23 protein-coding genes and 1 riboswitch are annotated in these 26,825 nt (G+C 38.6%); of the genes, 9 read left to right on the forward strand and 14 right to left on the reverse strand.

The features are described 5' to 3' along the window. Nucleotides 1-97 precede the first annotated feature (97 nt). The gene (locus H5126_RS17140; protein WP_182696568.1) at nt 98-1,087 is read left to right on the forward strand and encodes a sensor domain-containing diguanylate cyclase; all 990 of its coding nucleotides are present in this window, start codon (nt 98-100) and stop codon (nt 1,085-1,087) included. A gap of 80 nt (nt 1,088-1,167) precedes the next feature. Here the strand turns inward: H5126_RS17140 and H5126_RS17145 are convergent, their stop codons facing one another. Beyond that, nucleotides 1,168-1,650 carry a winged helix-turn-helix transcriptional regulator gene (locus H5126_RS17145; RefSeq protein WP_024596882.1) on the reverse strand — a complete coding sequence of 161 codons (483 nt, stop codon included), beginning with the start codon at nt 1,648-1,650 and terminating at the stop codon, nt 1,168-1,170. A gap of 168 nt (nt 1,651-1,818) precedes the next feature. Here H5126_RS17145 and putA point away from each other — a divergent pair, with 168 nt between their 5' ends. Next, nucleotides 1,819-5,622 (forward strand): bifunctional proline dehydrogenase/L-glutamate gamma-semialdehyde dehydrogenase PutA, encoded by a 3,804-nt coding sequence (gene putA, locus H5126_RS17150; RefSeq protein WP_024596881.1) that lies wholly within the window; start codon nt 1,819-1,821, stop codon nt 5,620-5,622. 118 nt (nt 5,623-5,740) lie between these two features. Beyond that, on the forward strand, nt 5,741-6,934 hold the full coding sequence (locus tag H5126_RS17155) for an HD-GYP domain-containing protein (RefSeq protein ID WP_182720280.1): 1,194 nt from the start codon (nt 5,741-5,743) through the stop codon (nt 6,932-6,934). A 53-nt stretch (nt 6,935-6,987) separates the two neighbouring features. Here H5126_RS17155 and H5126_RS17160 read toward each other — a convergent pair whose 3' ends face one another. From H5126_RS17160 to H5126_RS17185, 6 genes are all read right to left on the reverse strand, one after another. Beyond that, nucleotides 6,988-8,031 carry a general secretion pathway protein GspB gene (locus tag H5126_RS17160; protein WP_182720279.1) on the reverse strand — a complete coding sequence of 348 codons (1,044 nt, stop codon included), beginning with the start codon at nt 8,029-8,031 and terminating at the stop codon, nt 6,988-6,990. A gap of 11 nt (nt 8,032-8,042) precedes the next feature. Further along, nucleotides 8,043-8,960 carry an ExeA family protein gene (locus H5126_RS17165; RefSeq protein ID WP_024596878.1) on the reverse strand — a complete coding sequence of 306 codons (918 nt, stop codon included), beginning with the start codon at nt 8,958-8,960 and terminating at the stop codon, nt 8,043-8,045. A 166-nt stretch (nt 8,961-9,126) separates the two neighbouring features. Beyond that, nucleotides 9,127-9,645, reverse strand: a complete 519-nt coding sequence (locus H5126_RS17170; protein WP_182720278.1) for a DUF1566 domain-containing protein — start codon at nt 9,643-9,645, stop codon at nt 9,127-9,129. Nucleotides 9,646-9,654: 9 nt separating this feature from the next. Further along, nucleotides 9,655-11,304, reverse strand: a complete 1,650-nt coding sequence (locus H5126_RS17175) for a DUF1566 domain-containing protein (RefSeq protein ID WP_182720277.1) — start codon at nt 11,302-11,304, stop codon at nt 9,655-9,657. A gap of 69 nt (nt 11,305-11,373) precedes the next feature. Then, nucleotides 11,374-11,706: a hypothetical protein gene (locus H5126_RS17180; RefSeq protein ID WP_024596875.1), complete on the reverse strand. Its 333-nt coding sequence runs from the start codon at nt 11,704-11,706 to the stop codon at nt 11,374-11,376. Nucleotides 11,707-11,728: 22 nt separating this feature from the next. Beyond that, entirely contained in the window at nt 11,729-12,433 is a 705-nt protein-coding gene (locus H5126_RS17185) for a DUF2982 domain-containing protein (protein ID WP_024596874.1), read from the reverse strand. Nucleotides 12,434-12,679: 246 nt separating this feature from the next. Here H5126_RS17185 and H5126_RS17190 point away from each other — a divergent pair, with 246 nt between their 5' ends. The 3 genes from H5126_RS17190 to msrA all read left to right on the forward strand — a co-directional run bounded on the left by H5126_RS17190 (nt 12,680) and on the right by msrA (nt 17,456). Next, nucleotides 12,680-13,732 carry an efflux RND transporter periplasmic adaptor subunit gene (locus H5126_RS17190; protein WP_002958748.1) on the forward strand — a complete coding sequence of 351 codons (1,053 nt, stop codon included), beginning with the start codon at nt 12,680-12,682 and terminating at the stop codon, nt 13,730-13,732. 3 nt (nt 13,733-13,735) lie between these two features. Beyond that, nucleotides 13,736-16,834, forward strand: coding sequence for an efflux RND transporter permease subunit (locus H5126_RS17195; RefSeq protein ID WP_024603401.1), 3,099 nt, complete (start codon nt 13,736-13,738; stop codon nt 16,832-16,834). Nucleotides 16,835-16,919: 85 nt separating this feature from the next. After that, entirely contained in the window at nt 16,920-17,456 is a 537-nt protein-coding gene (gene msrA / locus H5126_RS17200; RefSeq protein ID WP_182720276.1) for a peptide-methionine (S)-S-oxide reductase MsrA, read from the forward strand. A gap of 77 nt (nt 17,457-17,533) precedes the next feature. On the opposite strand, the gene H5126_RS17205 is transcribed toward msrA, so the two are convergent. From H5126_RS17205 to H5126_RS17215, 3 genes are all read right to left on the reverse strand, one after another. Further along, nucleotides 17,534-19,360, reverse strand: a complete 1,827-nt coding sequence (locus tag H5126_RS17205) for a TonB-dependent receptor domain-containing protein (RefSeq protein WP_182716088.1) — start codon at nt 19,358-19,360, stop codon at nt 17,534-17,536. Between the two features lie 36 nt (nt 19,361-19,396). Continuing rightward, nucleotides 19,397-19,581, reverse strand: a riboswitch (cobalamin riboswitch). Nucleotides 19,582-19,635: 54 nt separating this feature from the next. Further along, nucleotides 19,636-20,430: a hypothetical protein gene (locus H5126_RS17210; RefSeq protein WP_024595949.1), complete on the reverse strand. Its 795-nt coding sequence runs from the start codon at nt 20,428-20,430 to the stop codon at nt 19,636-19,638. 188 nt (nt 20,431-20,618) lie between these two features. Continuing rightward, nucleotides 20,619-21,101 carry a YajQ family cyclic di-GMP-binding protein gene (locus tag H5126_RS17215; protein ID WP_002958753.1) on the reverse strand — a complete coding sequence of 161 codons (483 nt, stop codon included), beginning with the start codon at nt 21,099-21,101 and terminating at the stop codon, nt 20,619-20,621. A gap of 152 nt (nt 21,102-21,253) precedes the next feature. Between H5126_RS17215 and H5126_RS17220 the strand changes: the two genes are divergently transcribed. Next, complete coding sequence (locus H5126_RS17220) at nt 21,254-21,607, forward strand: VanZ family protein (RefSeq protein ID WP_002958754.1); 354 nt, start codon at nt 21,254-21,256, stop codon at nt 21,605-21,607. Beyond that, complete coding sequence (locus tag H5126_RS17225; RefSeq protein ID WP_182720275.1) at nt 21,600-22,502, forward strand: ketopantoate reductase family protein; 903 nt, start codon at nt 21,600-21,602, stop codon at nt 22,500-22,502. The genes H5126_RS17220 and H5126_RS17225 overlap by 8 nt, the downstream gene beginning before the upstream one ends. A 25-nt stretch (nt 22,503-22,527) precedes the next feature. Here H5126_RS17225 and thiI read toward each other — a convergent pair whose 3' ends face one another. Both thiI and H5126_RS17235 read right to left on the reverse strand, forming a co-directional pair. Beyond that, nucleotides 22,528-23,985: a tRNA uracil 4-sulfurtransferase ThiI gene (gene thiI, locus H5126_RS17230; protein ID WP_182720274.1), complete on the reverse strand. Its 1,458-nt coding sequence runs from the start codon at nt 23,983-23,985 to the stop codon at nt 22,528-22,530. 97 nt (nt 23,986-24,082) lie between these two features. Then, nucleotides 24,083-24,736: a TetR/AcrR family transcriptional regulator gene (locus tag H5126_RS17235; RefSeq protein ID WP_002958757.1), complete on the reverse strand. Its 654-nt coding sequence runs from the start codon at nt 24,734-24,736 to the stop codon at nt 24,083-24,085. Nucleotides 24,737-24,934: 198 nt separating this feature from the next. Between H5126_RS17235 and coaD the strand changes: the two genes are divergently transcribed. Next, nucleotides 24,935-25,426: a pantetheine-phosphate adenylyltransferase gene (coaD, locus tag H5126_RS17240; protein ID WP_039484868.1), complete on the forward strand. Its 492-nt coding sequence runs from the start codon at nt 24,935-24,937 to the stop codon at nt 25,424-25,426. 32 nt (nt 25,427-25,458) lie between these two features. Here coaD and H5126_RS17245 read toward each other — a convergent pair whose 3' ends face one another. Next, nucleotides 25,459-25,977, reverse strand: a complete 519-nt coding sequence (locus H5126_RS17245) for a hypothetical protein (protein WP_182693093.1) — start codon at nt 25,975-25,977, stop codon at nt 25,459-25,461. Between the two features lies 1 nt (nt 25,978). Further along, nucleotides 25,979-26,506, reverse strand: coding sequence for a hypothetical protein (locus H5126_RS17250; protein ID WP_182695709.1), 528 nt, complete (start codon nt 26,504-26,506; stop codon nt 25,979-25,981). Nucleotides 26,507-26,825 lie beyond the last annotated feature (319 nt).

The following is a 26,825-nucleotide window of genomic DNA, read 5'->3' on the forward strand; positions in this document are numbered from 1 at the left end:
ACAACTTAAATCAGAAGGTTACCGAAAGGTTTAAAAACGATAAATTGAATAAACTGCTAGACATAAAGTTTCATTAACAATAAAAATGAGCAACACCATGTCTAACAATAATGAAAATAGCAAAGCAAACAACACCGACAGCGCTGTATCTGCATTAATCAGCAGCATTTCTAATACCGTTAACAATGAAAAAATAAGCGCAATTATTAATGTCACTAATGTCATGGCCGATGCTATTTTTATTGTTAATGCAGATGGGGTGTTTGAATCAGTAAATCCCGTAGCAGCACGTTTTTTCAATGTAACGTCTGATTCATTAATAGGTAAAAAATGGCAAGATTGTTTACAAGAACAGTATCGCGATGACTATAAATACATGTTTGAAAGTTGGAAAAACAACTATCAAACACCACTCAATCATGGTCCGAAAGAAGTTAAAATAAGAAAAAACAATGGTAACTGTTTAGATGTTGAGTTATCTATATCATGTTTACCCGAATCGGTAGTCGCAAGTACCCCACTTTTTATTTGTATAATGCATGATATTTCAAAGCACGTTAAAAAATACAAAGTACTGGAAAACGTAGCCAGACTTGATCATCTCACTGGTATTGCTAATCGCTGTACTTTAGAAAAAACCATCATTAAAAATTGGCAAGAGTGCATAGTTAACAAGCAGCCTCTTAGCTTTATACTTATTGATATTGATTACTTTAAATTATTTAACGATAACTTTGGCCATGTAAAAGGTGATAAGTGCCTTCAAAAAGTCGCTCGTACAATTGAAGAGTGCTTACCATCTAAAGACAGTTTAGTAGCACGCTATGGTGGTGAGGAGTTTGCTGTTGTGCTGCCTCGTTCGCACATTTCAAATGCACAAATGATTGCTAAGCGTATTCAAGAAAAAATACTCAACATTAATTTTAGAGATCTCGGTTTACCAGCGAATGTAAAAATAAGTGTAAGTCAGGGTTTAGCGTGTGAATACAATAATCAATACAGAACATCTGAGGCATTAATATGCGCGGCGGATACGGCCTTATACAGAGCGAAGTCGGAAGGGCGTAATAAATTATGTATAAGATGATGTACTAACTATTTGGTATAGCATTTATCTACTAAAATAAAAAAACCGCAATTGCGGTTTTTTTATTACTTGAGAAAAGCTTAAATATCGATTAGCAATCCTTCGTCTTTTTTAATCTTTTCGATCACCATATAAGTATGATGAGTACCCACGCCGGGAATATCTACTAAGTCGCCAAGAACTTGTCTATATTCTTCCATATTAGAAACGCGAATTTTTAATAAGTAATCATAACCACCAGCAACCATGTCACATTCGACTACTTGTTCTATCCTTAATATGTGCTCTCTAAATACTTTAAATACAGCTGTATTTGAAGCAACAAGCGATACTTGAACATGCGCTACTAAGCTCTGATTAAGTTTAGCTTCGCTAAGCTTGGCATAATAGCCTTCAATATACCCTTCTTGCTCTAATCGTTTAACACGATCTAGGCACGGGCTGGCACTCAAATTAACCTGTTTTGCGAGGTTAACATTAGAAATTCTGCCGTTCTTTTGAAGAACGTCTAGTATAGCTAAATCAATGCGATCTAGCATGCGTAATCTATTTGGAATTGTCATAACAGAATTTTATGCGGATAAGTTAAATTTATACCCTGTAAATTATCGTAAATCGCGAAATTTAACCAGCATATTCTGCTGAATTTTAATTAGAATGCACTCACAATATCACTGGTAATTTATTGGTAATTAATTTTACTTTAATTCTTAACATCCTGAGGGTTGCTTATGTTATTCAACGGCGATTTAACTACTACTTGTCCTATCAGACAAAGAATCCGTGACTTCTACCGCATAGATGAAAATGCAGTTATTGATCATATTTTACCGCTTGCAGAAGTAGGCGTAAAAGCACGAAGTCGTGCCTGGGAAAGAGCCCGCCAGATTGTTTTGAACATTCGTAAAGAGCAAGATGGGCAAGGCGGTGTTGATGCGCTTTTAAATGAATTTTCACTCTCTAGTGAAGAAGGCGTTGTATTAATGTGTTTGGCCGAAGCACTGCTTCGCGTACCAGATAAAGCAACTCAAGATGTACTTATTCGTGACAAATTAGCCAAAGGTGATTGGAGCTCTCATTTAGGAAGCAGCGATTCTTTATTTGTAAACGCATCTTCTTGGGGATTATTAGTTACCGGTAAAATGGTTAACTACACAGACAAAACTAAAGAACAACAGTTCGGCATGCTTAAAAAGACCATTGGTCGTTTAGGTGAGCCAGTTATTCGTAAGTCTGTAAACTTTGCTATGAAAATTATGGGCAAGCAATTCGTAATGGGTCGTACCATTGACGAAGCAATTGAACGTGCAGCCGAAACAGAGCAAAAAGGTTATGTGTATTCTTACGATATGCTAGGCGAAGGCGCGCGCACAATGAAAGATGCGAAGCGTTACTTTGACAGCTACATGAATGCTATACACTCAATTGGTAAAGCGGCCAATGGTCGTGGTCCAATTAAGAGCCCTGGCATTTCAGTTAAGCTTTCTGCTATTCATCCGCGCTATGAGTTCACTCATAAAGACCGTGTGATGGAAGAAATAGTCCCTAAGTTAAAAGAACTTGCTCTTGCCGCTAAAAAATACGATATCGGCTTTACCGTTGATGCAGAAGAAGCAGACCGTTTAGATATTTCATTAGATGTAATTGAAGCGGTATTCAGTGATGAAGATCTTGGTGATTGGCAAGGGTTTGGCTTAGCGGTTCAAGCCTATCAAAAACGCGCTATTTTTGTAATTGAATGGCTAACTGACCTTGCAACCCGCGTTGGTCGCAAGATGATGGTACGTCTAGTTAAAGGCGCATACTGGGATACTGAAATCAAAACCACACAGCAAGATGGTTTAGATCACTACCCAGTATTTACCCGCAAAGCAACAACAGACGTTTCTTACAAAGCGTGTGCTATTAAAATGCTTGAAGCGCGCGATGTGCTTTATCCGCAATTTGCTACACATAACGCTTACACTGCCGCGACTATTTTAGAAGTAGCCAAAGGCGACAACACTGGTTTTGAATTTCAACGTTTGCACGGTATGGGTGAGTCATTATTCGACCAAATCGTTAACGAAGAAAAAATTCAATGCCGCGTATATGCCCCAGTTGGTCAACACGAAGACCTCCTTGCGTACCTTGTTCGTCGTTTATTAGAAAATGGTGCTAACTCATCATTTGTAAACGCCATTGTAGATACAACAAAACCTGTTGAATCATTACTTCCAGACCCTGTAGAAACATTGCAAGGCTTGCGTAACAAGTACAATACGCAAATCAAAATGCCAATTGATTTATACGGTGAAGAACGTGCTAACTCTAAAGGCATGGATTTAACCGACATTAACGTTATTACCCCTTTCAAAGAGAATCTTGAAACATGGTTTAACGAGCACTTAATTGAGCAAAGCCAAGTACCTGAAGGCTCATTAGCTGTTAAAAACCCAGCAAATCACAAAGAAATCATTGGCCACGTTAAATTGCAAACTGGCGAAGAGATGAAAGTATTACTGGCTAACGCTGAAGCTGCACTTGAGTCATGGTCACAAACACCAGTAAGAGAGCGAGCTAACTTACTGCGTCGAGTTGCTGATATCTTAGAGCGTCATCATGACGAACTTGTTGCTATCTGTATTAAAGAAGCAGGTAAAGTAGCGCAAGATGGTATTGATGAAGTACGTGAAGCGGTTGATTTTTGCCGTTACTACGCGGCGCGCGCTGAGGAGCTATCGCAAGATGAGCGTTTTGAAGCCCGTGGCGTTATTTTATGTATTAGCCCGTGGAACTTCCCGCTTGCAATATTCTTAGGCCAAGTTGCCGCTGCGATTGTTACAGGTAACACTGTAATTGCAAAGCCTGCTGAGCAAACAAGTTTAATCGCCCTTCGTGCTATTGAACTAATGCTGTCTGTTGGTTTACCTGAGCATGTTGTTCAACCGGTTATTGCTCGTGGTTCTGAAGTAGGCAAAACAATTGTTCCTGATGAACGCATTCAAGCGGTTATGTTTACAGGTTCTACTGAAACAGGCACATTAATTTCTCAAACACTTGCTGCACGTAACGATATTCAAGTACCGTTAATTGCAGAAACAGGTGGCCAAAACTGTATGATTGTTGACTCAACGGCGCTTCCTGAGCAAGTAGTTGACGATGTGATCAGTTCTGGTTTTCAAAGTGCTGGGCAACGTTGTTCTGCTCTTCGTGTTTTATTCATTCAAGATGACGTAGCAGATGGCATTATCGAAATGCTTAAAGGTGCCCTAGCTGAGCTACACATTGGCGACCCATCGTTACTATCAACTGATGTTGGTCCGGTAATTGATGAAAAAGCACTTAAAAACTTAAACGAGCACGTTGAGTACTTAAAAGGTAATTCTATACTTCATTACGAGTGTAAAATCCCGGATAACACTCAAAATGGCGCATACTTTTTTGCACCTCGTTTATACGAAATCAAAGATTTATCAGTACTTAAGCGTGAAGTATTTGGCCCATGTGTTCATATTGTTCGCTTTAAATCGAGTGAACTTGATGATGTAATGGATCAAATTAACAACACAGGTTATGGCTTAACAATGGGTGTACATTCACGTATTGAAGAGCGCTGTGAGTACCTTGCTAAAATGTCACGTGCGGGTAATGTTTACATTAACCGAAACATGATTGGTGCTATTGTTGGTGTGCAACCATTTGGTGGCCGTGGTTTATCAGGTACTGGCCCTAAAGCCGGTGGCCCTAACTACCTTCAACGTTTAGTAAAAGAAAAGGCATCACCAGATAACGTGCAAATGACAAACCTGACGCCAGATGAGCTTGATTTACACCACTACAGCGGTGCAAATGAGCAAGTTAAAAAGCTAATGGCTAACTCAATGCGCGATGAAAAAATCTGGCGTGCAACACCACTAAACGACCGAGTTTCGGCTGTACGTCAGTTGCTTGCTAAAATCGCGACGGTAGAAATTATCGACGATTTAGCAGACGATTTAGCATTAACATTATCAGAAGCTCGTGCACAGCTTAACCGCCTTGAAAAGCACATGCGTAAATTTACTACCCTGCCAGGGCCAACGGGTGAGTCTAATACACTTCATCTAGAAGCGCGTGGTTGTGTAGTGTGTTATGCAGATAAGAGCACATCATTTAACTTCTGGGCATTGTCTATCATTACCGCTATTGCCGCAGGTAATACGGTAATTACTGTAGCGTCTGAGCTGTTTTACGATGAAGCTGTTGCCTTTAAAGATAAATTTATCTCTACAGGTGTTGCTGAAGGTGTTTTCCAAGTAGCTAAACCTAATCAGTTACAAGCTATCTTAGCTCACCCTCATTTAGCTGGTGCGGTAGTTGCCGCTCGCTCGTCTCGTTTAGGCTACTTCAGCCAACAGCTTGCACAGCGTAAAGGCGCAATTTTACCGGTAATTAGCTCTGAGTATTACGATACATTAATCAAGCGCTTAATTACTGAAAAAACAATTAGTATTGATACAACAGCATCAGGCGGTAATACCTCGCTAATGACGCTTGTTGAAGATGATGAATAATTAAGCTAATAGTTTTTCACTAAAAAATAAAAAAAGGCACTGTAAAGTGCCTTTTTTATTTGGTCGTTACGTATAAGTTTGTTAGTTTAAAAGTAGATTAACAACTGAAGCCGTGAAATTGAAAACCATTCCTATTACTAAGTTAGTCCCAGGTATGTTTGTGCAAAGCGTTACCAAACAAACTGGCAGTATTAAAATTAAAAACCAAGGCTGGGTTAAAACTCAAGCTGGTATTAATAACCTGATAAAAGCAGGTATTTTAGAATTAGAAATTGACCCAGATAAAACCCTCATTGATTCAGTCCCTGAAAAAGATCCTATCGCTACACCTACAACAAAAATAAAGCGTGATCCTTGGCAAAAAATAAACAGCGCTGAGCAAGAAATGGGAAAAGCAAAAAAGCTTTATGACGAAGCAAAAACACTGCAAATAAAAGCATTTAAAGATATAAAAGCTGGCCGTGATATAGATATAGGGCCGTTTAGAGAACTGGCAAGTGGCTTTATGGATTCTGTTTTTAGAAATCAAGATGCCCTAGCCTGCCTTACCCAAATGCGCCAAAAAGATGCCTACCTACTTGAGCACTCAATTAATGTATCAATATTAATGGGTATTTTTGCAAAACACTTAAATATAGAGAAAGATACTATTGTTGAGCTGACTACCGGCGCACTATTACACGACATTGGTAAAATAAAAATCCCTGATGAAGTGCTAAACAAACCTGGGCGCTTTACAGACGACGAATTTAAAATAATGAAAATGCATTCGCTTTTCAGTAAAGAGATATTAGAAGACTCTGGGTTAACAGGGATCGCGGTAGATATTGCAGGTATGCACCACGAAAGACTCGATGGTAAAGGCTACCCGTTTGGTAAAAAAGGTGACGAGATAAGTCAGTATGTGCGTATGGCGTCAATTGTAGATGTTTATGATGCACTTACCGCAGAACGTGTTTATAAAGCAGGCATGGAGCCAATAAAGGCGTTTAAAATATTAAAAGACGGGTGCCCTGATAGCTTTGATCCTGTGCTGCTTAATAAATTTATTCAATGTATTGGCATCCATCCGGTAGGAACGCTTGTAAGGTTATCGAGTCAAAGAGTGGGTTTGGTCACCGAGAGTAATCCGGGGGCACCACTAAAACCTGTCGTTAAAACATTTTACAGCGCTAAGCATAGCCGCTACACCGAAGTAAAAGATATTGATTTATCTAATAAAAAAACTGTAGACACTCTTGAGTCAGCGATTAAACCTAAAGAATATAACATTGATTTAGAACGCTTTTATAAAAATTCAATATTATCCTAAGCACTATTGAGAGCTCAATATTCTACCGAGCTCTCAACATGATAACTAAGCGCTTACTGCGGCCAGTCTTGCAAAGCTTTTAAGCTAAACTCATAACCATCAAAATCTAGCACACTTTGCTCAGGTGTAATTTCTGTGACTGTTAGAGCTCCTATGCTTTCTCCTTCGTGTAATTCTCGGCCATTTAGCTTGATCCAACGTTTATCAGCACTCGATGAATATATATGCGCTTGATATTTAATACTAGGTAACATTGATTGCAAACCATCAGGTAATAACTCAACAGGCTCAACACGTGATGACGTTTTTGACGCTTGAGTAACTTCATAATCTTGGTTTTTTTCGACATCTTGTATAGCTTGCGCAAATGCATTTTTAAGAGTTGTAGGCACAGCATCAAGCTCAGGGTCACTCGTCTGTTGAGATTGGGTGCTGCCATTAATTGGCTTACCCAATACTTTATATTTACTCATATCAAGTTGAGCCGATGCGGTATTTTGATTTTGCCCAAATACCGCAGTGTTTTGTGCATTATTTGGATTGTAATTACTTTGTGGGTTAAACGCTGGCTGATTATAATTTTGAACAGGCATTACTTGTTGCATGTTTTGCTGATTATAACCTGCTGCGCTCGTGACCTGGCTCGACGGCATAGGAATATACTGACCATTTGGGGTTAATAACATTTGCTGTACACCATTGGGGGTTTGCACATACACAAGTTGCCCTTCAATCGTTGCAGTATTTGTTGGAGCTACTTTAGCAGGCTCCAACTTAGCTACTTGCTGTTTTTCAGCTTCAGCTTCAGCATCTTCCTCTTTAACGTCTTTGTTAGGCGATGATTTTTCGCTTTCCACCACCTTAATTACAGCGGGTTCCGCTGCGTTTAATAAAGTCGTACTTTGAAACCACTTTCCGGCGGTAAAGCCACCCGCTACCGCAATAAAAGCAGCTAAGCTTGTACCAAATACTAATGCTAATCGTCTATAACGCTTAAGTGCTTGCTGTTGCTTTAACTGCTCAGATTGTAAGTCGTACTGTTCAGCACTCATATCTGATTGCTGCGACTGCTTTAGCGCATCTAATAAATAAGACATAACTTACCTAACTATAAAATAAATGAAAGCCCAATGCCTACGGCAAATAAAGCAGCGAATGCAAGGCTATAGGGTACAAATGACGTTGCTTTGTTAGCTTCGTTAACCGGTGCGACAAAATCCATGGGTAATGACTCATGGGCTGATTTTTTTATTATATCGCTATCAACTATCAACTGCTGCTTTGCAAAAGTCCCAACTAAAGCACGCTCACAGACCAAGTTCATTAATCGTGGCACACCGCCAGTTAATTGATGAACAGCTTGCATGGCATCCATCGAAAAGATTCCTTTATCACACCCTGCAATATGTAACCGATGCTTTATGTAAGCGACTGTTTGGCCTTGCGTAAGTGGTAATAAATGGTAACGAGCCGTTATCCTCTGGGCAAGTTGCCTTAATTCGTTGCGCTTCAAAAGTTCTTGCAGCTCTGGTTGACCAACCAATACTATTTGTAATAATTTTTTATGATCGGTTTCTATATTTGTCAGCAAACGTAATTGCTCAAGCACGTTAGGGGCAAGTAATTGTGCTTCGTCAATAATAAGTATAGTGTGCCCGCCCGATTTATTATTAGTCTCTAAATGCTTTTTTATAATATCGGTAAGACTTTTAAGCGTCGCATTATGAACATCGTAACTAATGTTGAGCTCATCACAAATACTTGCTAATAACTCCAGCTCTGAAAGCGCTGGATTATGGATCATCGCTACTTGAGTGTTTTCAGGAAGCTGCTCTAACATACTGCGGGTAATTGTAGTTTTACCTGTACCTACTTCACCTGTTAATAATACAAAACCACCGTCTTCACCTAATCCATAGGTAAGGTGTGCTAAGGCTTCTTTATGTCGTTCACTTAAAAATAAGTAATGAGGGTTGGGCGAGATCGAAAAAGGCTTTTCGTTCAGGCCAAAATAGCTTAAATACACCGTGATGTTCCTTCGTAATTAAATCACGGCCTATAATGGCAAAAAAATGCGCTGAGTGACAACGTTGTAAGCGCTTTATTATTGAAATAACGTAAATTTATGTAAAACAAAAAAAGTGCAGCTGTTTTAAGGCTGCACTTTTGTCTGTCTAATCTTAGTATGCATTTTACTCTTCGTAGCGCACTAACCGTAAATACACATTACTGGTTTTAGCATGTAAGCTATTCAACCCACTATCAAATTGATAAACCCACGCTGAGCTCATTGTGCTTACACCCGATGTATTTGACCAATAGTTTTGAAGCTTAGTGCCCAAAAATACGTCTTCATTAATACTCGGCTCTGTGCAACTGTGCTCTAAAATACTCGCCAATTCTTTAATGTTAGGCATTTGCCAATCATCGTAATCTGCGGTTGTATCATTTTTAGCACCACGAAGTGCTTCTTGCCAAGTAAGAGAAGGTGTTGAGCCCTCACAAAGTTGTGTCTCTGTATTGTAAGTTTGCCCATAACTACAGCGTTGCCACATAAGGCCTGTTTCGCTATCAGACACTGTGCCATCTGCATTTATGGTAAATCTATCTGTCGGTGTTGTGGTATCTGCACCGTCGTAGCACGTTTGCGCCGCTGCAATATTAAAGCTCAAGCTTATAGTTGCTAGTGCATAGAGTAATTTTAATTTCATTATTTTCTCCTAACGACTTCTAACTAAACGTACATAAGCAGTATTTTCTTTTGGATAAGCAAGGTCGTTACCATCACTCATATCAATGATATACGCTTGAGATAAACTGGTACCATCAGCTGCTGTTTGTGAGGTCCAGTAACGTAAATGGCTTAATGCACTTTCACTTGGCATATTAGGAAAAAATGCCTCATCAATTAATATACTTTGCCCTTGTTTACCGTAATCAATTAAGCTCAAAAGCTCTGTATAAGTAGGTAATCGCCAGTTTGTACCACCACAAAAATCTAAATCATTAACTTCGTTTATATAACTTTGTACTCCACAACTTGTATTGTCCGGACACGTTGAATCGGCTGTACTGGTATCGGTAAAAGTCGTATTCCCTACATCCCAAAAGTAATGATTTTGACCATCACGTAACGAAGTATTTGGTACCGTGCCAGATGCCACACTTTTCACCTCCCATACAAGCCCAGTAACATTATCGCGTATACAGGTAAAGTCACTACTATCATCACCAACTTCATCAGCAAACTCATTAAGTTTAGTGTAATCAAACGCTAAATTACCTTTGCCAACTTTATCTAAGCGGTTTGCATAGCTATCGCGTCCAAGCTCTGCATCTTGCGCTGGAAAGTCATCACTCTCACAATTAATACGTTGAGTATTGTTATAACACTCACCAACACCACTATCGTTGATGAGTCCAAGTGCTTTGGGTGATACATCAACAAATAAAGAGTCTGTATCGGTGCGTCCTTTTGAGTCGGTTACCGTGACTTCAAAGCTCAATGTAGACTCAGTATCAACATCTGAGGCAAAAAATGTCGTTGTACATTGGTCGCTATTGCTTAATGTTTCGCTATTACCGGTAAGTTGTTGCCATTTACACTTATAGGTATCGGTAACTGTTTCGCTATTTGTTGCATCAAGCGTTACTTGTTCAAACTCTTCAACATTTTGATCTGCGCCTGCATTTGCATCTACTAACTCATTTGTTTTGTTGAGTGTCATTGAATATTGAGTGCTCGCCTCGCCACCCTCATCATCAGTGACAGTTAGCTGCCAAGATAAATTCACGTTGCTTTCAAGTAATGGATGAGAAAAGCTAAGAGTTGATTCATTAAAACTCTCAATATCTAAATCAGGACCCGATAGCAATTGCCACAAATAACTATCAATTTGACCATTATCATCAGGATCGCTCGACTCTAGGGCACTCAAAGTCACTGTATCTTTGTATACAGAGGGAAGTGTTTCAGGAGATGTTTGTGTAACAACAGCAAGAGGTAGTTGGTTATTAGAGCTCACTGAAATAGAAATGTCGTCACTAACAGCGCTACTACCTGTACTTTGATAGCTCACTCTTAATATTATTTCACTATCAGTTTTTACGTCAGGTGCAGTAAGTGTTTGCTCAGCGCCTTCAAGGGGAAAACCTTCTATGCTTGGGCCACTAACTTGTTGCCATGAAAAAGTACCATCAGCGGGGGAACCTTGTGCTGTGATGGTAAATTCAGATTTTTCGATAATTTGTAAATCGGCTCCAGCATTAACAGACGTTTCAACAACTGTATTATCGCTATCACCGCCACCGCCTCCACACGCACTCAGTAAACCACACGAAATGAGGGGGATTAAAGCAAACGCTTTCATACGCAGCACCTTATTATGTCAAATAATTACTATAGTGTAATCACTAGCAATAAAGATGCCATTAAAGTACTACATATATGTGTCTTGATGAATACGTACAAACAACTTCGTACCGATTTTACTGTAATCTATTTTGTATTCACGCCCGTCTAGAGCTTGAATAAACAGCAACTGCTTTTCTTCGCCAAATACATCAGCGCTACTTACATAAACCATTTCTAAATAACGCTCTTTTGCATCACGGCGGTTTTTAGGTAATTCTTCTTTAAATGGCTCCAGACCATGTTGCGTTACTTTAATTCGAGGATGAATTTCAGAGTTTACAATCACTAAATCATGCTTTTTATCTTTATGTATTATGGTGTTTCGACCACTTTTTAAAAAGGCTCTCTCTTGACTCATTTTTCTTTCCTACAGTCGTAGCTTAATTACTAAGCTGCGACGCTATAAACTGACTAGGCTCGCGCTTCCACTTATTTAAGTTAGCACTAAATGCCCAAATATCTCTATCTAACACGCTGGCAGGCAATAATAAATCGTAACCTGTTAGCTGCTGAAGGTGCTTAGTTCTATTAGCAAACATGGCTATAAGCCCAGTATAGCTTATCCCTTTATGGGATGTGTAATGTGTATCTTCTATTAACCATTCTGATGGGCAATTGCCATTTTTGCAATGTTTTTGAACGACTTGCATAAATAAATTACGCTGCTCTATTAATAATTTCCCTGCAATTCTAGGCGCTATGCTTGATAAAAAGTCGTCTATATCATTTACCTTAACGCCAACCGCATTTAATTCTAAATAGTCAAAGCCATCTTCTACTTTGGGTATTCCACTGTGATGAAAGTTACTATGAGGCATACACCAAGCTCCGTACTTGTGGCAATAAACGAGCTCAGATTCGCTTAATATAAGGCTATGGTATGGTTCTTGAGATTTTAAAAATCCAATAAAAATAGCCACAAGGCACAAGCTCACTAAAAATATTTCAAGTATGCTAATCTCACCCGGCCTCAGTAAATTAAATAACATAATAAAGACTAAGCCTATAGCACCTACAACAATCGCCTCAATTGCGTTTCGCGCGCCCTGTGCCCGAAACTTAATGACATTGTCAGATTTATCCATATTGGTAAAACACCATATAAAAAACAAACATAATAATGCCCCAAATTATGACCTTTCTTGTTGTTATACATAAGTTACAGCTAGTTTTAAATTTCATACATTACCGCTTTTTCCTCAACAAAATAGGAACAATGAATAAATCTTATTTACTTTTACGCTTAACGCACAAATTTATGAGATACATAACCGTCTTTTCACGGTCTTATTTCGTACAATACTTACAATTCATTTTCAGGTATGAAATCAATGTACTCAAGACAATCAGGTAAAGCACTTTTTCCATTTATTATTACGCTACTTCTAATATTTAGCGTTTATTTATATTTACCCGCTAGCCACGGCGAACAAGCCGATTCATCACAAATGTCTACCCAAGTAACGGCTCATACTGTTACCTCTGAGGAAAACGCAGTGATGATAGAGGCCATCGGTAGTGCACGTGCAAACCAAGCTATTTATATAAAAAGTGCGCAAAACGATTATGTCACAGATATATATTTTAAAGATGGCGACTTAGTCAGTAAAGGACAAAAATTAGTACAGTTACAAAGCCAACAAGAGCAACTTGCAGTTAAAGAACTCGGTATTAACTTACGTGAGGAAAAACGCCAGTTAGATCGCCTTACCGAACTGTCACGCTCGCAATCAACGGCAAAGTCATTACTTGAAGAACAATTATCTCGTGTTGATGCCACTGAAGCTCAACTAGAAAGCGCTAAAACAAAGTTAAATGAAATGACTATTACCGCGCCATTTTCAGGCCTGTTAGGTAAGCGTGAAATATCAGTTGGCGCCTACGTAAGCAACACAACAATAATCACCACACTTGATGATATTAGTATTATTAAAGTTGACTTCAAAGTACCTGAAAAATATTTAGCACAATTAAACATAGGTATGAAAGTACTTACCCAAAACGATGCCTACCCAGGGCAGACATTTAACGGCAAGGTAACGCATATTAGCTCGCGTATTGATTCGGTAACACGCAGTGTTGAAGTAACTGCAAGTTTTGCTAATAAATCAGGATTACTTCGCCCTGGTATGTTACTAAATACAGCACTTGAGCTAAGCAGTAACCAAGCTTTAATGGTGCCAGAAAAAGCGGTTATCCCTTTACAAGACAAACACTTTGTTTTTCAAATTCAAGACGGAGTAGCCAATAAGGTTGAAGTGCATGTTGCTGGCAGAAATAATGGCTGGGTTGCTATCGATGAAGGTTTAAATGATGGCGAGCAAATTGTTACTGAAGGGCTAATAAAAATTCGCTCTGGTAGTAAAGTAAGCGTAAAGGGGTAATACGTGAAAATTACTGATACTAGCGTTAAACGCCCCGTTTTTGCCATAGTAATTAATTTACTGCTTCTTACTTTTGGTCTGGTTGCATTTACTATGCTGCCACTTCGTGAGTACCCTGATATTGAAACACCAATAGTAAATATCAGCACTGAATACACAGGTGCTTCTGCCGAAATTATAGAAACAAAAATAACGCAAATAATAGAAAATCGAATTTCCGGTATTGAAGGCATTAAAAGTATAAACTCATCTAGTCGTAATGGGCGTTCAAACATTACCATTGAGTTTGATATTAACCGCGATATAGATGCCGCATCTAACGATGTACGCGAACGTGTAGCACGTGCACTTGATAGTTTACCCGATCAGGTACGCCCACCAGAAGTGTCTAAGTCAAATAGTGATGAAAGCCCAATCGCATGGTTTGTATTAAACAGCGAAACAATGGACTCGTTACAGCTCTCTGATTACGCACAGCGCTTTATCGTTGACCGTTTAGCCGTTGTAGATGGTGTATCTAACGTGCGTATTGGTGGTGAGCGCCAATACGCCATGAAAATTTGGCTAAACCGCCAAGCAATGGCTGCTCGTGGCATTACCTCGAGCGATATTGAAAATACACTGCGTACAGAAAACGTTGAATTACCTGCCGGCGAAATAGAATCAATAGATCGCGACTTTACCGTGCGTACCGCACGTAGTTATAAAGATCAGCGCGATTTTAAAAACCTTGTTATTAAACGTGGTGAAGAAGGTTATTTAGTGCGTTTAGGTGAAGTTGCCGACGTAAAATTAGAAGCTGCCGATGACGAAAGCTTATTTCGTGGTAACGGGCGCAACATGATTGGCCTAGGAATTGTAAAACAAGCTAAAGCAAACACGCTTACCGTAGTAGATAACGCACGCAGTGAACTTGAAAAAATCAAACGTAACCTACCTGAAGGCACCACAATTCAAGACAGCTACGATTCGTCTGTATTTATTAAAGAATCAATTAGTGAAGTTTACAGCACACTTGCCATCTCTATGGGTTTAGTCGTACTCGTTATATTTTTGTTTTTAGGCAATATACGAGCAACGCTTATTCCTGCGGTTACCGTACCGGTCGCACTTGTTGGTAGCTTTATGTTTTTATTAGCAATGGGCTACTCAATCAACTTACTAACTTTACTTGCCTTAGTACTGGCTATTGGTTTAGTAGTAGATGATGCCATTGTAATGCTTGAAAACATTCACCGTCGTATTGAACTGGGTGAGCCGCCATTACTAGCTGCATATAGAGGTGCGCGTGAAGTTGGTTTTGCCATTGTCGCAACCACGCTTGTACTAATATCGGTGTTTGTGCCATTGGTGTTTATGGATGGCCGTATAGGGGCATTATTTACTGAGTTTGCAATGGCGGTAAGTGCTGCCGTATTTTTCTCAAGTGTTACAGCGCTGACTCTCGCACCAGCCTTGTGTTCTAAAGTACTTAAAGTATCAGACAAACCAAATAAATTTAGCCAATGGATGGACCGCCAGTTTACTAAAATTGAAGTAAGTTACCGTAATTCACTCTCCACCAACATAACCCGTAAATGGGGTTTAATGGTGAGCCTATTATTAGCGGGCTTTGTTAGTTACTCGTTGTTTTTACAAGTCCCCTCTGAGCTAACGCCAAAAGAAGACCGTGGCACGTTCTTTATTATGATGAGCGGCCCTGAGGGCGCAAGTTATGAAAATAATGCCGCTAATATGGCTAAAATTGAAGAACGCTTAATGCCTTACTCGCAAGCAGGTGAGCTAAGTCGCGTACTTGTTCGAGTACCTGGCTGGGGTGGCAGCGGCGGTGTTGCTATTGTTGGTATGGCCGATTGGGATAAACGCAAACGCTCAACATGGGAAGTAATGGACGAAATAAGCGGTAAAATGCAAGAAGTTACCGATGTTCGTGCATTTGCCATTATGCGCCGTGGTATTGGCGGTGGTGGTTCATCTCGCCCTATTGAGTTTGTATTGCAAGGTAATGATTATGCACAACTTGCCGATTGGCGTGACCGTATAATTAAGCGTGCTGAACAAAACCCAGGTTTAGTAAGAATCGATCATGATTATAAAGAAACCTTCCCGCAGTTTTTAGTCAGCATAGATAAAAACAAGGCCGCTGATTTAGGCGTTTCTGTATCTGATGTAGGCCGTACACTTGAAACAATGCTTGGCCAGCGCCGTGTTACAACCTTTATTGACCGTGGTGAAGAATACGATGTAATTTTAAAAGGGACTAAAGAAGACTTTACTAACCCTACTGACATTTCAAATATATATCTTAAATCACGAAGCGGTGAACTAGTCCCACTTGATAGCCTTATCAGCTTAAAAGAAGAAGCAACCGCATCGCGCTTAAACCGATACAACCGTATGCGCGCAATTACATTAAGCGCCAACTTAGCCGACGGTTATACGCTTGAGCAAGCGCTTAACTTTTTAAACGAAGTAGCCGCGCAAGAAAACGATATAGATGGCGCCGTAGATTACAAAGGCGAGTCGCAGCTTTATTACGAAGGCGCATCAGCGATGACCTACGTATTTATACTTGCACTCACTGTTACCTTTTTAGTACTGGCAGCACAGTTTGAAAGCTTTATGCATCCGTTCGTCATCATGCTTACCGTACCACTTGGTTTAATGGGCGCTATGTTCGGACTTTGGGCTACAGGACTTACCTTAAATATTTACAGCCAAATAGGTATTGTCATGCTCATAGGGCTAAGTGCTAAAAACGGTATTTTGATTGTAGAATTTACTAACCAACTACGCGATAAAGGCGTTGAATTTAGTGAAGCTATTTTGCAAGCAGCAACTCAGCGTTTGCGCCCTATTATTATGACCTCGCTGACTACGGTTATGAGTTCGGTACCTTTAGTACTTGCTTCAGGTCCGGGCGCTGAAAGCCGTATGGTGATAGGTGTAGTCGTGTTTACTGGGGTTATTGTATCGACCCTACTAACTCTTTTTGTTGTACCTGCTGCATATTATGCACTTGCACGTAACACTCAATCACCTGAATTTTTACAGCAAAAATTAGACAAACAAGCCGCTGAAAAACCTTTCGAAGAGATCTAGCCTCTTAATTGCGCCGTAACCTTGTTGTTGCGGCGCATACAATTTATGCTCGCCTTTAAACCCCATATACATTTTAGGAATACTTATGAGCTCAACAACGCAAGTAGCAACATTTGGTGGCGGCTGTTTTTGGTGTATAGATGCTGCATTTAGACGTGTAAATGGCGTACTAACCGTAAGCTCTGGCTACACCGGCGGTGAAACAAATAACCCAACATATGATTCTGTATGCTCAGGCACAACTGGTCACGCTGAGGTTGTTAAAATTGAATTTGACGCGATTGTAGTTAGCTTTGAAACACTCTTAGCAATGTTTTTCACACTGCATGATGCAACACAATTGAATCGCCAAGGTAACGATATAGGCACACAATATAGAAGTGTGGTTTACTATCACGATGAAGCTCAACTTAAGCAAACCAACGAAATGATAGCTCAACTGCAAAGCCATGTCGCTGAGCCAATTGTGACAGAAGTCAGCCCTGCCACTACGTATTATCCAGCAGAGCATTATCATCAAGATTACTATAACGAAAACCCACAGCAGGGTTACTGTAGTATTTTAATAGCACCTAAGTTACACAAGTTTGAAACCGTATTTAAAGAGTTCTTAGCTGACTAGCTAATTTTAGTAGTTAAACTTAGCTACACATTAAAAAGCCCGACATATGTCGGGCTTTCTAATATTAATAAATACAGTTAAAACTGGTAGCTTGCGCCTGCAAAAAAGCGACGCTCTGGCGTGTTGTAGTAATACACTTCACCCGTTGTAAAATCAGCGTTTGAATCAACAGCGTTATATTCTTTATCAAATAAGTTTTCTACACGAAGCGAAACTTCAATATGTTCATTTACTTGATAATTACCCGCTAGGTTCCAGAGTGTATAAGAGCCTAAGCGCGTCACAGCACCTTGTCGGTCGCTACGGTATTGCATGTCTAAGCTTGCATCAAAAGCACCAAACTGTTTTGCAAGTTCCCAGTTAAAAGTACGTTTAGCAACATTACGCAACTCTGCGCCCGTTTCTTCGTCTTCAGCGCTTAAGTAAGCAAAGTTAAGGTTGCTATCAAAACCAAAAAACTGCTGGGATAAGCTAAATTCAACCCCTTCGTAGCGTGCTTCATCGATATTAGCCAATGCAAAGTTTGCATCGTAATCAATCTTATCTTCTATATCGTTTCTAAATACTGCAATATCAACTTGCGCGATATCAAAATCTACACTCAAACCTAACTCACGGTTTACTGATTTTTCAGGTTGTAAATCAGGGTTACCATAAACTGGATAATATAAATCGTTAAATGTAGGAGCTTTAAAGCCAGTACTTTGGCTTATACGAAATGTTGCATCTTCAGATAAATGATAACCCGCAGCGGCGGTATACGTTGTTTCATCGCCAAATTGCTCGTCGTCATCTTGGCGAACAGTTAAATTAGCCAATACTTTGTCTGCATCGTAGTAAGCACCTACAAACACGGCAAGTACATCTCGGCTGTCTTCAACAAATAGTTGCGAACTATGCGACACATCATCGTTGTACCAATTAATACCACCACTAATGTTAAGTTCATTAGATAACAGGTACTGGCCGTTATAATCAATTTGTGTACGTTTAGTTATAAAGGTACTTGTTGTTGGCCCAACTGAAAAATCAACATAAGTGTTATCTGAATCATCTGTTGAAAGCGCTAAATCAACACTATGTGTTTGGTTAGTGTAGTTTTTACTCCAACCTGCAGAAAGTTGATAGTTTTTAAAATCATCTCGTTCAATCGTACTGTCTGCTGGGCTAAAGCGACTGTCGTAATCTGCATAGCCTTCACTGTATTGGCCTAATAACTTAAAGTCGCCGTAATGTGCATCGGTGTAGTTTACTTTAAAACCAAGGTTTTTATTTTCATAACCATCTTCATCAGGTGCTACGCCTTGCAGTACATCAAAGTTATCTGTTTTTTCAAAGCCTGCGTTAAATGCTGTTGTTATATCATCTGATTTTACAGAGCCTGCAACTTGATAATTTTGATAAGAGTCAGAACCAAATGTAGCGCTTAGGGATAAGTTATCTGACTCACGCGTAATAATATTAATAACACCAGCGAGTGCATCAGAGCCATAAACAGCCGCGCGAGAGCCTTTAATAATTTCTATGCGTTCAATGCTATTTAGAGGAACATTATTTAATGCTTTTTGACCTAGTGTTGCTGAGCCTGTACGTACACCGTCAATTAAAATCAACGTATCGCCAGAGCCCGTACCACGAAGTGACACGCCTGTATTTTGACCAAAACCACCGTTTGGATTAACTTGAAAACCCACTCGCGTGCTTAAAAGTGTAGGTAAATCGCGTACGTTACTAGCTTCTATTTCAGCACGTTCAATAACATTTACACTCGCTAAAACGTCGTTAATTGATTGCTCAAACTTATTAGCTGTAACGGTTATTTTTTCAATTGATTGCTCTGCACCAGACACAGAAAATGAAAGCGCAGCAGAAATTGCAACGCCTAGAGTTGTTTTGTTTAACATGAGATCCCCTACCTTTGCCCACCGCAAAGATTTAAGTAAGTAAGATTGCATCAAGGCCGGTCTCCGGACTCAGTAAGCACATAAAAACATGCAATACTCTACCGTTGCGGGGGCAGTGTTGGGCTTGTAGTCATCATGAAAACGCACCAACTTCCCGATTATCCTGCTAAAAAAATCATTACATGAAGTGGCTAGCAAGCACCTTGAAAATATGCCGTCATTGTGAGCATTTTGTTTACAAATGTCAATGGACGTCTATATAGCTAAAAGCTATTTCAGTTCAGTGCTGTATTATTATAGCTTGAAGGAATACCGTACTTATCAAGTAGCTTCTGAAGTTGCATTTGTGTAGTAGGTAAATTTAATATTTCATCCATTTTGCGACTAGATATTTTATTTGATTGTGAGTTAATCAAAAAATGTGTTTCATACACTGCATCTGGTACGTCACTCTTAAATAGTAAATCCATATTTAAGATATTCTGCTTTTTAAAATACTGATAAGCAATACTGTTTAAAACCCCGACTTCAGCGCGCCTTAATAGCAGCATTTTAACTACATTGAATTCATCGATTGTAAGGCTTACCTGGTGCTCTTCTCTCAAGTATTCGGCATTTGTATTAAATCCTGCAAATTGATACGAGTACCCTAAAACCCCAACTTTGGTTAATTTGTCCAGATTGTCAAAATAAGTTTGTTCTGATGCATTCTCTTTGAGTGTATAAAGCTCGTTTTTGGTGATGGTATAAAATTCAGTTTTTTCAATGTTTTTCTGCGTTGTTTTTGGCAGCCATTGCATTGCCATTAAAAATAAAACGTCGAAGTTATTTTTTTCAACAGACAAAGTAAGCCTTTTTACAGGTAAAGAAATAAGTATAAAGTTAAATTCCTCCTGTGCGTCGTTTAAAATATTAATAAACTCAGGAGCAAAGCCCTGCTTTTTTTGCGCGTTAATAATAATCGGAAAGTAGCCATCTTCGACCAATACGTCAATATCAACTGGCTTTGATAAGCTTGGCTTGGTAAATATAAGCAAAACAAATAACAGAAATAATTGATGGGGTCTCATTTTAATACCTTCTAGAGTGAAATTTTTATTATATTCAATTAAATATAATAGCTTAAATATCAAAAGGTGGATTAATACATGCAGAACTACGAGAGGATAAGGTGGGAAAGTTGTAAAAAATTAAGTAGCTTTAATCTGTCTGCAAATATAGACAAATTAAAGCACTTTTATTAAAAACAGTTTATAAATTAGTCGCGAAAGTTTTTAAACTGAAAAGGCTGACCTAAATCGGCACTGCGTACTACCTGCATTGCTTCTTGAAGATCGTCACGCTTTTTACCTGTCACACGCACTTCTTCGCCTTGAATAGCGGCTTGTACTTTAACTTTTGAATCTTTAATGGCTTTAACCACTTTTTTGGCCATGTCTTTTTCGATACCTTGCTTTAACCCAACGTTACGAAATACATTTTTTCCTGCACGGCTAATATCTTGAAGTTCTAAACTAGCTACATCCATACCGCGCTTTGAAATTTTTCCCGCTAAAATATCGAACAACTGCATAACTTGAGAGTCAGCTTCTGCTTTAAGCTTAATTGTTTTATCGTTTAGCTCAATAGAAGCATCAACGCCTCTAAAATCAAAGCGAGTCTCTAGTTCACGGTTTGCGTTATCAACCGCATTTTTAGCTTCGTTCATTTCTACTTCAGATACAATATCAAATGAAGGCATTAGTATACTCCTAACTATTTAATCTTAATTTTATGTGGCAATTATAACGCTAAAATTATAAATCTTTACATTTTTCTGCATCTTGTTCAGGTGCGATACTAAATTAGTTTGATATACTTGCGCCTCTTTTTTAAGCGATTTTAGGATTTGTCGTGACAAGGCGTGTTTATCAAGCAGTTTTTTTAATCAGCATAGTGGCTTTCACCTTTTTATTTGCTAAAGAAATAAAAGGTGGCGTTGTAAATTTATTCCCTCATGTTGATAAAGTCGCCCATTTTGGGATTTTTTTTATATTAGCCATAATAATGGATAAGGCTTTTAAGCTTCCTTTATATGCTCAAATACTCTTGTTAGCAGGCTATGGCGCCTCGATAGAAATAATGCAAGACGCACTTCCTTATAGGCAAGCATCACTTGGTGATTTTTTTGCTGATTTTGCAGGTGCTGCAAGCTACTTTTTACTTAGAGTAATTTTTACACCTCGAAAAAAGAACCCACATGGCTAATATTTTAATCGTTGGCGATGGCGCTATTGGCTTATTGCTGAGCCACTTTTTGAGCGCATCGCATAATGTCAGTGTTTTAACTCGTAAAAACCCAACAAACACCCGCTTTTACAGCAGAGCTAAGGGTGCATCAAAAAAAATTGACGCTAAATTTATTTCATTAAATCAGCTAGATAAAGCAACTGAATTTGATGTAATTTTATTTACCGTTAAAGCTTTTCAAGTGCTTGATGCGTTTTCTCAAATAAAGCCATTTTTACCGACACATTGCTCTGTTGTACTTTCGCATAATGGAATGGGCAACGTTGATGAGATAAATAACCAGCTAAACACTCATCAAGCACTCTACTTTTTAACGACAAGCATAGCGGGCTTTAAATCAAACCAATATATTGTGCAACACACAGGTGAAGGACAAAGCGTTATTGGTGGCTGTAATGAGCTTGCACTTCAAAATAGTGCGCCAATAGCTGATATTTTTAAAGTAATACCCAACCTAAAGTTTACTAATAACATTCAGCAGCTTCGTTTTGAAAAGCTACTCGTCAATATTGCCATTAACCCATTAAGCGCTTTAAGTAATGTAAAAAATGGTGAATTACGTGCACCTAAGTACAATACAATAATTTTTAATGCACTCACTGAAGCGTGTAATATTGCAAAGGCTCAAGGGCTTAATATTCCATTAATTAAAGCTCTCAATACCGCTTATAAAATAATGGAATTAACCGCAAATAATTACTCATCAATGCAGCAAGATATAGCTCACAATAGAGAAACCGAAATATCAGCTATATGTGGCTATATTAGCCAACAAGGTAAACTTCACAGTATTCCAACGCCTTTCAACGATGAGTTGCTAGTCAAAATTCAGGCAAAAAAAAGCGTGGTATAAACCACGCTTATATAAGTTTTTAACTTTACGGGCGATAAACTTTTACAGTTTCGAAGCCCTGTTCGTGCAGCATAAGTGCCTGTAGTTGGCTCATTACGCCTCTGTCACAATATAAATAGTAGTCAGTGTCTTTTGGTAAATCACCAAACTTAGTAGCCAAACGGAAGAACGGTAAATGCACCACCTCAACACCATCGATTGCAAGCGGTGCAGCTTCTTCTTCTTCAGGTGAGCGAATATCAATAACTACAGAGCCTGCAGGTAAATCAGCAACCGACTCAGCCTCTTTTAGCTCTTGCTTTGCCTCTACGTCAATATCGCGTACATCCATTATGCGCGCGTTATTTACTACGGTATCTAGCACATCAAAATCGAACTTTTCTTCTTCAGCTTCTATTACTTCAATTTTGGCTTTAACTGTCGGCTTTTTAGAAATAACACCACAATATTCAGGCATCGTTTCAGCCATTTCAGCAGTACCAATTTGGCGAGCAAGATTAATAATTTCTTGTTTATCATTTTGAATTAGCGGGCGTAAAATAAGCGTTTCAGTAACACGGTCAATCACACTTAAGTTCGCTAATGTTTGACTAGATACTTGGCCAATACTTTCACCAGTGACAAGCGCCTGAATGTTCAACTTTTCAGCCACTACACTTCCTGCTCGCATCATCATACGTTTAAGCACAACACCCATTTGGCTGTTTTCAACATTTTCTAGAATTTCAGCAACAACAGGTTCAAAATCAACTGTTATAAATTTCACTTTATGTGTTGAGCTGTATTTTTTCCATAAAAAATAGCTCGCTTGCTTAACACCAATCTCGTGCGCTGCGCCACCTAAATTAAAGAATAAAAAGTGCGTACGTGCGCCTTTACGAATCATTTGGTAACTTGCTACGCCAGAGTCAAAACCACCCGACATAAGCGAAAGCACGTCTTCTTGCGTTGGTAGTGGAAAGCCCGCCATACCAAAATGCGTTTGCGAAACAATGTAAGCTTTATCGTCTTTTACTTCTAAGCGTATTGTTACTTCTGGACGGCTAAGCTTTACGCTTGCGCCTTCAATATGTTGATTTAGCCCACCACCAACATAACGCTCTAAATCAGTCGAGGTAAAGTCGTGCTGGCCTATACGCTTAGCACGCACACAAAAGGTTTTACCCACAATTGTGTGACCCACTAACGCTATTGTTTTTTGATAGATGTCATCAAGAGTTTCAAATTGCGTTTCAGTTACTTCAATAAACTGAATGATACCAGGTATGCGTTTAAGGCTGTCGATAAAATCAAGGCGAACTTGTGCATCTTCAAGCTTTGTAACAACTGAAATATTATCCCAGTTATTTCTTACTTGTACTTTTTCGTCAAGACGTCGCAATACAATTTTAATGTTATTTTCTAACACTTTAGTAAAGCGTTTACGGACCGAACGGCTTTTGATGGCTATTTCAGGATGTAGTTTGACGATAAATTTAAGCATAGTTCACTCTTAGACTGCGGGAATTCGCGCTCCCAGGCATTTGGCGCGCGATTATAGCAAAAAATTCAGCGTCTAGGAAACAACCAAAGGGCAACGGCTAAACAACAGTTGGGGCTTGTTGCGCTAACTCAGTGTATTTTTCGCGTAATAGGTTCATTTTATCGATACTTTTATCGGTACTGTACGCTCTAAATAATGTAAGTACTTTTAAAATACCGTGATATATATCTTGCTCAGCAAGGGTACCGCTTGGCCTACGAGCCTTAATATAAGGCGTCCAAAAACTAACAGTTAACTTTAGTGTATGGGCTAAATCAATGACATCTTGCTCATCAATAGCAATCATTTCACTATCGCGAAGACCTAGAATAATTTTACGAACTTGCTCTAATAACTCTAACTGAAAATCAATGTAAGCTTGTTTTAGCTCAGTGTCTCTGGCGAGTATATCGCCAAGATTGTCGTAAAAAAAATGGTAACGCCACATTAATTCAAATAACGAATCTAAATAAGCCGTTAAATGATTAAATGCATCATCATCTTTATTAATAGGTTTAAAGTGAGTATTTAAATGATCGCGATACAGCGCAAAAATATGACGGATAATGTCTTCTTTATTTTTAAAATGATAATAAAGATTACCCGGGCTCATCCCTAAGTTTGATGCAATATGATTTGTCGTTATTGCACGCTCACCATTTTCGTTAAACAACAAAATACTGGTGTGTATTATTTTATCCTTGGTATTCATATGCTAATACTCAAATTATCTATAGGCTACATTACACTCAAAAGAGGTAAACAGTATAAACAAATATGAATCATTAAAACACTCAAACCTTGGACTGATCTGTTCAAAGAAAGTAAGTGTTTATATGCTTTATTAGCTAGGCTGCTTTGTGGCATAAACACTGTTAAACTAGCGCTAAAATCATAAATAGTGAACATTATGAAAGTTATTGCAATTTACCCGGGCACCTTTGATCCACTAACTAATGGTCATACAGATCTTATTCAACGTGCAGCTAAAATGTTTGATACCGTATTAGTTGCGGTTGCGAACAACCCAAGTAAAAAACCCTGTTTTAACCTTGAAGAACGTGTTGAACTTGCAAACTCTATTTTAAGTCACTTAGATAATGTTAAGGTCATTGGTTTTTCTGGCTTATTGGCTGACCTTGCGCGCGATCACAATGCTAATGTGCTTATTCGTGGCATTAGGGCTGTATCTGATTTTGACTATGAATTTCAATTAGCTAACATGAACCGCCGCCTGAATCCTGATTTAGAAAGTGTATTTTTAACACCCGCAGAGCGAAATTCATTTATTTCATCAACGCTTGTTAAAGAAGTAGCACGTCACAATGGTGATGTAAGCGAGTTTGTAGACCCTGTAATTGTCAAAGCGCTAAAAACTAAACTGGGCTGTGGTGCCCAATAACACTTCCCGAATTAGCGCATAACTTGTATGCGCTAATTTGGCTTTTGTATAGATGATGATTTTAATTTTTTAATTAACCAAACAAGTTTTAGCAAATCTTTATTGATAATTAGTATTAGCGCCATAGTGATATCAATAATAGGCATAAGTAAACCATACAGCATCCACAGCCACCAAAAGTCCCGATTGCCATAAAGAGTATTATCAATATACATGCTCATAAACAGTGAGGCATTGATACCAAGCCCTACAATAAGATAATAAAATCCGTACGGTATTTTGCGTCCTAAAAAAATACGCCACATAAAAATAACTGCAATTGTTAGTACATCAAATATAAACATCTTTAAATGCGGAGCTGCAGTAGTTATGTCCATAAATAAACTAAGTGTGTACGAAGCCATCATAATAAAGCTAAGGTGAACTCGGCTTTTATCTTGCTTATTAATGGCAATTGATAGAGTGAACAAAAAAGAAAAAACAAACAGCCATGTAATAAGTATTCCAAAATATTCATTAACTGAATTTAATTGCCAAAATAGATCCTCCATTCTATTCAACCTTTTGATGAGTGCTTTTTCTACGATTAAGTAAATACCGTTTTAATGCAACCAAACCTAAAAAATCTTTATTAATTAGGAGAACTAAAAGCATCGTTAAATCAAAAATTATTTGCCCTATTGCATATAAGGCCCAAAACCACCAGTAGTCTAAATTTCCTAAAACAATACTGTCGTAGTGCATTCCAAAAAAAACAAATGCGTTAAAGCTAAGTCCGACTAAAAGATAATAAAAGGCTACGGGGAGATTTTTACTAAAGTATATCCGCCATATAATCAGAAAAAATATAGTTACGATATCAAATATAAAAAGGGTCAAATGGGGTGTCTTGCTCAAGGGATCCATAAAAATACTAGAGGTGTAAGATACCATCATAATGAATGCAAGCTGTGTGCAGCTTTTGTCAGACTTGTTAATGCTTGCAGACAAATTATATAAAAAAGCGAGTACAAAAGACCATGTAGTAAAAATGGTTATATAGTCGTATAAACCAGCCAGCTGCCATAAAAAATCAAGCATTGCGTGACCTTTTAAATTTTTCAGTTAAAAATTTAGTAAGCTTAACTAGACCTAAAAAATCTTTGTTAAAGATAAGCGCTAATGGCATTATCAAATCTGTAAAGTACATACCAAATACATAAACGTTCCAAAACCACCAATAATATAGAGTACCTAAAATCTCTATATCGTAATGCATAGCTAAAAATAAAGATGTGAATCGCCCCGAGTTCATCGGAGACCAGTTTGTTTAAGTCAGGCCACTTTACCTGACTCGTTTAAATTATCATAGTAGTCTGTTTCATATTGAGCTGGTGAAATATACCCAATTGAAGATAAT

The sequence above is a fragment of the Pseudoalteromonas sp. SG45-3 genome (genome assembly GCF_014164075.1).
GTDB classification, from domain to species: domain Bacteria; phylum Pseudomonadota; class Gammaproteobacteria; order Enterobacterales; family Alteromonadaceae; genus Pseudoalteromonas; species Pseudoalteromonas distincta.

Excerpts from the sequence above, each read along its gene's own strand:
- H5126_RS17140 (WP_182696568.1), top strand. The coding sequence starts at position 98 with ATGTCTAACAATAATGAAAATAGCAAAGCAAACAACACCGACAGCGCT.
- H5126_RS17145 (WP_024596882.1), bottom strand. The coding sequence starts at position 1,650 with ATGACAATTCCAAATAGATTACGCATGCTAGATCGCATTGATTTAGCT.
- putA (WP_024596881.1), top strand. The coding sequence starts at position 1,819 with ATGTTATTCAACGGCGATTTAACTACTACTTGTCCTATCAGACAAAGA.
- H5126_RS17160 (WP_182720279.1), bottom strand. The coding sequence starts at position 8,031 with ATGTCTTATTTATTAGATGCGCTAAAGCAGTCGCAGCAATCAGATATG.
- H5126_RS17170 (WP_182720278.1), bottom strand. The coding sequence starts at position 9,645 with ATGAAATTAAAATTACTCTATGCACTAGCAACTATAAGCTTGAGCTTT.
- H5126_RS17175 (WP_182720277.1), bottom strand. The coding sequence starts at position 11,304 with ATGAAAGCGTTTGCTTTAATCCCCCTCATTTCGTGTGGTTTACTGAGT.
- H5126_RS17180 (WP_024596875.1), bottom strand. The coding sequence starts at position 11,706 with ATGAGTCAAGAGAGAGCCTTTTTAAAAAGTGGTCGAAACACCATAATA.
- H5126_RS17185 (WP_024596874.1), bottom strand. The coding sequence starts at position 12,433 with ATGGATAAATCTGACAATGTCATTAAGTTTCGGGCACAGGGCGCGCGA.
- H5126_RS17190 (WP_002958748.1), top strand. The coding sequence starts at position 12,680 with ATGTACTCAAGACAATCAGGTAAAGCACTTTTTCCATTTATTATTACG.
- msrA (WP_182720276.1), top strand. The coding sequence starts at position 16,920 with ATGAGCTCAACAACGCAAGTAGCAACATTTGGTGGCGGCTGTTTTTGG.
- H5126_RS17205 (WP_182716088.1), bottom strand. The coding sequence starts at position 19,360 with ATGTTAAACAAAACAACTCTAGGCGTTGCAATTTCTGCTGCGCTTTCA.
- H5126_RS17210 (WP_024595949.1), bottom strand. The coding sequence starts at position 20,430 with ATGAGACCCCATCAATTATTTCTGTTATTTGTTTTGCTTATATTTACC.
- H5126_RS17215 (WP_002958753.1), bottom strand. The coding sequence starts at position 21,101 with ATGCCTTCATTTGATATTGTATCTGAAGTAGAAATGAACGAAGCTAAA.
- H5126_RS17225 (WP_182720275.1), top strand. The coding sequence starts at position 21,600 with ATGGCTAATATTTTAATCGTTGGCGATGGCGCTATTGGCTTATTGCTG.
- thiI (WP_182720274.1), bottom strand. The coding sequence starts at position 23,985 with ATGCTTAAATTTATCGTCAAACTACATCCTGAAATAGCCATCAAAAGC.
- H5126_RS17235 (WP_002958757.1), bottom strand. The coding sequence starts at position 24,736 with ATGAATACCAAGGATAAAATAATACACACCAGTATTTTGTTGTTTAAC.
- coaD (WP_039484868.1), top strand. The coding sequence starts at position 24,935 with ATGAAAGTTATTGCAATTTACCCGGGCACCTTTGATCCACTAACTAAT.
- H5126_RS17245 (WP_182693093.1), bottom strand. The coding sequence starts at position 25,977 with ATGGAGGATCTATTTTGGCAATTAAATTCAGTTAATGAATATTTTGGA.
- H5126_RS17250 (WP_182695709.1), bottom strand. The coding sequence starts at position 26,506 with ATGCTTGATTTTTTATGGCAGCTGGCTGGTTTATACGACTATATAACC.